Source organism: Phytoactinopolyspora halophila (genome assembly GCF_003287285.1).
Classification (GTDB): Bacteria; Actinomycetota; Actinomycetes; order Jiangellales; family Jiangellaceae; genus Phytoactinopolyspora_A; species Phytoactinopolyspora_A halophila.
Genome location: NZ_QMIG01000050.1, coordinates 22939 through 29121 on the forward strand (window position 1 = coordinate 22939; position 6183 = coordinate 29121).

At 65.4% G+C, this 6183-nt stretch carries 5 protein-coding genes; 4 read left to right on the forward strand and 1 reads right to left on the reverse strand.

Annotation, left to right across the window (positions count from 1 at the left end):
• Window positions 1–8 precede the first annotated feature (8 nt).
• On the forward strand, window positions 9–278 hold the full coding sequence (locus DPM12_RS22300; RefSeq protein ID WP_112260550.1) for a WXG100 family type VII secretion target: 270 nt from the start codon (window positions 9–11) through the stop codon (window positions 276–278).
• 13 nt (window positions 279–291) lie between these two features.
• Here the strand turns inward: DPM12_RS22300 and glgX are convergent, their stop codons facing one another.
• Window positions 292–2427 carry a glycogen debranching protein GlgX gene (glgX, locus tag DPM12_RS22305; protein ID WP_245951343.1) on the reverse strand — a complete coding sequence of 712 codons (2136 nt, stop codon included), beginning with the start codon at window positions 2425–2427 and terminating at the stop codon, window positions 292–294.
• A 144-nt stretch (window positions 2428–2571) separates the two neighbouring features.
• On the opposite strand from glgX, the gene DPM12_RS22310 reads away from it, so the two are divergent.
• The 3 genes from DPM12_RS22310 to DPM12_RS22320 form a co-directional block, all read left to right on the forward strand.
• A complete protein-coding gene (locus tag DPM12_RS22310; protein ID WP_112260552.1) occupies window positions 2572–3567 on the forward strand; it encodes a class I SAM-dependent methyltransferase in 996 nt (331 codons plus the stop codon).
• A gap of 153 nt (window positions 3568–3720) precedes the next feature.
• A complete protein-coding gene (locus DPM12_RS22315; RefSeq protein ID WP_211659250.1) occupies window positions 3721–4431 on the forward strand; it encodes an acyltransferase in 711 nt (236 codons plus the stop codon).
• A gap of 411 nt (window positions 4432–4842) precedes the next feature.
• A partial coding sequence (locus tag DPM12_RS22320; protein WP_146751948.1) for a hypothetical protein occupies window positions 4843–6183 on the forward strand: 1341 nt, incomplete at its 3' end.

The window sequence follows — 6183 nt, forward strand, 5'->3', positions numbered from 1 at the left end:
GGGGGTTCGTGAGCGACCAAGAACGGCTTCGGGAAGCAGCGGGTAAGCTGCGCGGTTACGCGGGAGACCTGAACTCGGAGATCGACACGTTGATCAGTGACCATCCGCGGTCCGAGGAGGTGTGGGACGGCCCCGCGGCGGATGACTTCTACGAGAGCCGCGAGGATGCTCGCAGCCGCCTGGAAACGCTAGCGGATGACCTCAACGATCACGCCGACGCGCTGGAGTCACGCGCCGACGAGCTCGACGAGGAGGAGGACGCCGAAGACGGCGGGTGAGAGGCTCCCGCCGTCACCGCTGCACCCGCAGCAGCAGACAGCTACGTCCCTCCAGGCCGACGGTGGCACCCGCGTCATGAACGGATGCCTTGCGCCCCTCAGCGGTGTCGAGTTCCACGCTGTAGCGAGCCGCCCACGGCGCCCCCGGCAGGCAGACGTCGACGGGCCTGGCCCCCGCATGCAGCCAGAGCAAGAACGAGTCGTCGATGATCCGTTCGCCGTACCGACCCCGGGTACGGATACCGTCGCCGCTGAGGAACATGCCGAGCGTCACGCGAGCGTCGTCGTACCAGTCGTCGCTGGTCATCTCCGTTCCACCGGGCGTGAACCAGGCGATGTCCTTGCGCCCGCCCGGGTAGATCGGGCGTCCCTCGAAGAACCGCCGCTGCCGGAACACCGGATGCGTGCGGCGCAGCTCCAGCAGGTGCTGCACCAGCTCGTGCTGCTCGGCGAACTCGTCGCGCAGTGACCAGTCCACCCACGTGGTCTCGTTGTCGAGACAGTAGGCGTTGTTGTTGCCGTACTGGGTGCGCCCCATCTCGTCGCCGGCGGTGATCATCGGTACGCCGGTGGACAGCAGCAGTGTGGTCATGAGGTTGCGCATCTGGCGTCGGCGCAAACCGCGGATGTCCGGGTCGTCGTCGCCGCTGATCCCTTCGGCACCGTGATTCCAGGAACGATTGTCGTCGGAGCCGTCGCGGTTGTCCTCGCCGTTGGCGTCGTTGTGCTTCTCGTTGTGCGACACCAAATCCCGTAGCGTGAATCCGTCGTGCGCCGTGACGAAGTTGATCGACGCGTATGGACGGCGGCCGTCGTCGGCGTAGAGGTCGGAGGAGCCGGCCAGGCGGAACGCGAGGTCCTGGACACCACCGGCCTGCCCGCGCCAGTAGTCACGCACGGTGTTGCGGAAACGGTCGTTCCACTCGGTCCACAAGTGCGGGAACTCGCCCACCTGATACCCGCCGGGACCGACGTCCCAGGGCTCGGCGATGAGCTTGACCTCGCGCAGTACCGGGTCCTGCTCGATCACCGTCATGAACGCGCTGAGCATGTCGACGTCGTGCATCGACCGGGCCAGCGCCGAAGCGAGGTCGAACCGGAAGCCGTCGACGTGCATCTCGGTGACCCAGTACCGCAGCGAATCCATGACCAGGCGCAACGCGTGTGGGTGGCTCACATCGAACGTGTTGCCCGTGCCCGTGTAGTCCAGATAGCGTGCCGGATCGTCCGGATCGAGCCGGTAGTAGGCGCGGTTGTCGATGCCACGAAAGCACAGGGTGGGACCGCCGGGACCTTGCTCGGCCGTGTGGTTGTACACGACATCGAGAATCACCTCCAGGCCGGCGTCGTGCAGCGCCTTGACCATGGCCTTGAACTCGGTGACTTGCTCGCCCCGAGTTCCGTTTGAGCTGTAGCCCGCGTGCGGGGCGAAGAAGCCGAGCGTGTTGTAGCCCCAGTAGTTCGCGCTGCCCTGATTGAGCAGGTGCGGCTCGCTGACGAAGTGGTGTACTGGCAGCAGCTCGACGGCCGTGACGCCCAGGCCGAGGAGGTGGTCGATCACGGATGGGTGCGCGAGCCCGGCATAGGTGCCGCGCAGATCCTCGGGGACGTCCGGGTGGCGCATCGTGAACCCGCGGACGTGCAGCTCGTAGACGATGGTGTTCTCCCACGGAACCTGGGGAGGAGCATCGCCGTCCCAGTCGAAACCATCGTCGCCGACGACGACGGAACGAGGCACGTAGGGTGCGGAATCGTGGTCATCTCGGTGGTCCGGATCGCCCTCGGCACCGCCTACGGCGAATTCGCCATCCAGGGCGCGGGCGTACGGGTCCATGAGGAGCTTGGCCGGATTGAAACGCAAGCCCTGCGGCGGATCCCACGGCCCGTGTACCCGGAACCCGTAGCGCTGGCCCGGTCCGACGTCGGGGAACTCGCCGTGCCAGATGTCGAACGTGCGGTCCAGCAACGGGATCCTGGTCTCTTCGTCGTCCTCGTCGAACAGGCACAGCTCCACCTGCTCGGCATCGGGCGCCCAGAGCGCGATGTTGGTGGCACCGTTCGCGTACGTCGCACCCAGCGGGTTCCAGCTACCCGGCCTGGGCACCGTCTGCTGCGGTTGTGGAATCGTCGGAGTTGTCGCTTCCGTCACGGGGGCATTCTGTCAGGGGACATGTCCGGTAGGGCATGCTGCCGGGTACGCACGGGATTCGTGGCGCCGCGCGGCGAGCGAGTCGCGGGGCCGGCTCGTCGGCCATGGTGCGTGACGATTGTGCGAGAGGGAGGTAACGAGGATATGGCCCAGGGCTCCGCCTCGCCCGACGATGTCGAGCGGGCATGGCACGACACCAAACTGGCTCAGGTGCTCTACCACGACTGGGAATCGGACACGTACGACGACAAGTGGTCGATCTCGTTCGACGATCGCTGCGTCACCTACGCGCGTGATCGTTTCGAGGCGGTGGCCGGCCAGGCGGAGCCCGGCGGCGCAGGGTTTGACGCCAGCACCGCTCCCGACGAGCGCGGGGGCCGCCACGCCCGGTACCAGGCCGCGCTGGAGGTCGGGGCGGGCACCGGCTTCTTCTCGCTGAACCTCAAACAGGCAGGCATCCTGGGCGACGTTCACGTCACCGACATCTCACCGGGCATGGTGGATGCGGCGGTACGCAATGCGCGCCTGCTGGGCTTCGAGATCGATGGACGTGTAGCCGACGCCGAGGAGCTGCCGTTCGCCGACGCGACATTCGACGTCGTGGTCGGCCACGCCATCATTCACCACATTCCGGACGTCGAAGGGGCGTTCCGGGAGATGCTCCGAGTGTTGCGCCCGGGTGGGCGCGTCGTCATCTGTGGCGAACCCACGGTCTACGGAGACCGCATCGCGCGGGCGCTGTCGCGGGCGACGTGGTGGGCTGCCACGCGGATCACCCGGCTGCCGCCTCTCCGGGATGCATGGGCACGGCCCGGGGACGAGCTCGACGAATCATCGCGCGCGGCGGCTCTCGAGTCGGTGGTGGACCTGCACACCTTCGACCCGGACGAGCTCGCGGCCATCGTGCGCCGCGCCGGCGGAACGCGGGTGCGCACGGTCACGGAGGAGCTGACGGCGGCGTGGTTCGGATGGCCGATCCGGACGTTCGAGTACGCCGTCAATCCCGAACGGCTGGGCTGGGGATGGTCGATGTTCGCCTACCGGACGTGGCAGCGGTTGTCGGCCGTAGACCGGGTGCTGTCTCGCGTGGTTCCCGATGAGCTCTTCTACAACGTGTCGGTGACCGCGACACGGCCGTGACGGGAGCACGTCGACCCTCCTGGTCCGACCTCGATACCGAGACATGCGGAAGAGCCACGAATTCGAGGCACAGATGCATGTTTGAGTATCGAAGTGCGGGTATGTGGGGCTCGGCGCGTCACCATCGTGGAGCAGGTGGGCTACGGTCGTGTCGTGTTCCGGCGACGTGATCCGAGGCAGGCCCGTTTCGTCACACTGGAGAATCTGCGCTGGGTGGTCCGTCATCGGGCGTGGACGCCGTCGTACCTCATCCGTTACGCGCGCCTGCTGCGCTTGCGCCTCTTGCACCCCGAAGTCGTGACCGAGGGGATGGTGTTTCTCGGGCGCGGAGCCAAGGTCGTCGGGCGCCGTGGATACGGCCGGGTGATCCTGGGCAGGTGGGTGCACGTCGGCGACGGGACCCAGGTGCGCGCGCACGAGGGCACGCTGCGCGTCGGCGACAAGACGGTCTTCGGCCGGCATGACACGGTCATCTGCTACCTCGACGTGGAGATCGGTGGGCGCACGCTGGTGGCTGACTGGGTGTACATCGCGGACTTCGATCACCGATTCGATGATCTCGAAGTGCCGATCAAAGATCAGGGAATCGTCAAGTCACCGGTACGGATTGGACCGGATTCTTGGCTCGGAGTCAAGTCAACTGTTTTGCGCGGGTCAATGATCGGACATGGGTGTGTGATTGGGGCGAATTCGGTCGTGCGGGGAACGTTGCCGGATCGTGCCGTCGCTGCAGGAATCCCGGCCCGAGTGATCAAGTCACGTCGTCCCGGCGATCACGTTCCGGGTGTCGGTGGCAGTCGTGCCGGGACGAGGTGGCGCCGATTGGTCATCGCGACGAAGCGGGCGAGCCGGGTGTTCTTCTAGTTTCGGCACAGGCCGGTGACGGAGGTGCTCGGCCACCGTCACGCCGGGCGGGCGGCAGCGGACACGCGGGAGCGATAACAAATGTATAACGGACGATGGGGAGATGTTTGGATCTCGCCCCTCGTGCCGTGGTTGGTATGCCACACGATGTCCTGATTGAGCATGGGTGAATGTCCGAATTCGTGGTGACTATTCAGAATCTGCGCCGAGATGTAGTAGTCCGCAGAGTATGAGTTTTTTCTCGGATTATTGATCGAAGCTTTTTCTCGCACACGTGATGCTGGCTAGGCCTTGAGCCTGTACCTTAATGGTCGAATCTCGACTGAAGAGATCTCCACGCGATCACTGATCTTGTAATGTCAAGTCGTGCCATCTGTGATGGGGATCAAAGACAGCTAGGGGAGAAACTGAATGACAAGAACTAAGACGCAGGGGAGGCGTGCGGCCCGGGTCGTGGTAGCGACCACCGCTGCATCCGCCTGCGCGGTCGGCGCATCGTTGGTGAACGTTGCTGCCGCACCGCCCGACGAAGAGGGCATGGGTAGTTTCAACCAGGGTGCGACGGGCTCCTACTTCAAAGTCGGTGTTTCGCTCCTGGGCGACGACTCGCTCATCGACATCGAAGACCTGAACGGCCAGGTCCGAGTCGGAGCGATGGATACCGACGTCGACTCCGACGGCCTGCCCGAAGAGCGTGGCGACAACGTGAACAGCTACGCGTACGCCGCGCTGGCCCAGGTCGAGGGCCTGGGCATCGGCCCGGAAGACTTCTACGAGGCCGAGCAGAGCGCGCCACCGCAGCAGGACGAGCCGGAGGCGACGCCTGGTGAAGAAGTCGATCTCGGTGCGCTCGGCTCCATCCGGTTGATCAACGGGATGGTCAAGGCGAACTGGGACGATGAGTTCATCGCGCCTGGTGTTGATGGCGAGCTGGCGTGGACCGACGCGTCCACGATCGACCTGAGCTTCCTCGATCTGGAGAACGTCCTCGACACCGGGGGCCTGATCGATCTCCCGTTCGAGGGCTCGCTGGCTAGCTTCGAGGGCGGCGAAATCCAGACCACGGGTGGCACCGAGGTCAAGGAGGATGGAAGCCTCGCCGCCTACTCCGAGATTTCCGGTGAGTTCGCGGCGACCGACTTCTTCGGCGGCGTCGAGAACGGTGGCATCTCGATTGGCATCGTTCCTGGCGGAAGCGAGGAAGATCAGACGGCGCGCATCCGTGCATACGCCAACGGCGAGCCGGGCGGTGCCCGGATCGACGGTGGCGAAGAGGGCACCGAACCCCAGATTCCCCTGCTGGCGCTCTACGTTCCGTGCTCGACTGGCCTTCCCGAGCTCGGTGACCACTGCGGTGTCGAGCTGAACCTGAACGCCAGCGAGGAGATCAACCTCCCGTCCGACGAGGACCCCCTCGTTTCGGTGCGGGCCACCTTCGCTGACACCTTCGACGAAGAGGTCGCCGAGGACGGCACGTCCGCCCGGTTCAGCTTCGGTGGTATCGAGCTCGACTTCAGCGTGTTCTTGCCGAGCCTGCTCGAGGACTCGCTTTCGGGCATGATGCCGACCCAGGATCTCCAGCCGACGCAGACCGAGCTCTTCGACGGCACCGCTCAGATGATGAGCTTCGACGATGTCTGGGTCGAAGTTCCGGAAGGCGGCATCTACCCGGACGACGGGGACGAGGTCGAGGTGGAGACCGAGGCGGACGCTGAGGTGGAGACCGAGGCCGATGCTGAGGTGGAGACCGAG

Coding starts and splice junctions, on each gene's coding strand:
- DPM12_RS22310 (WP_112260552.1), top strand. CDS start 2,572: ATGGCCCAGGGCTCCGCCTCGCCCGACGATGTCGAGCGGGCATGGCAC.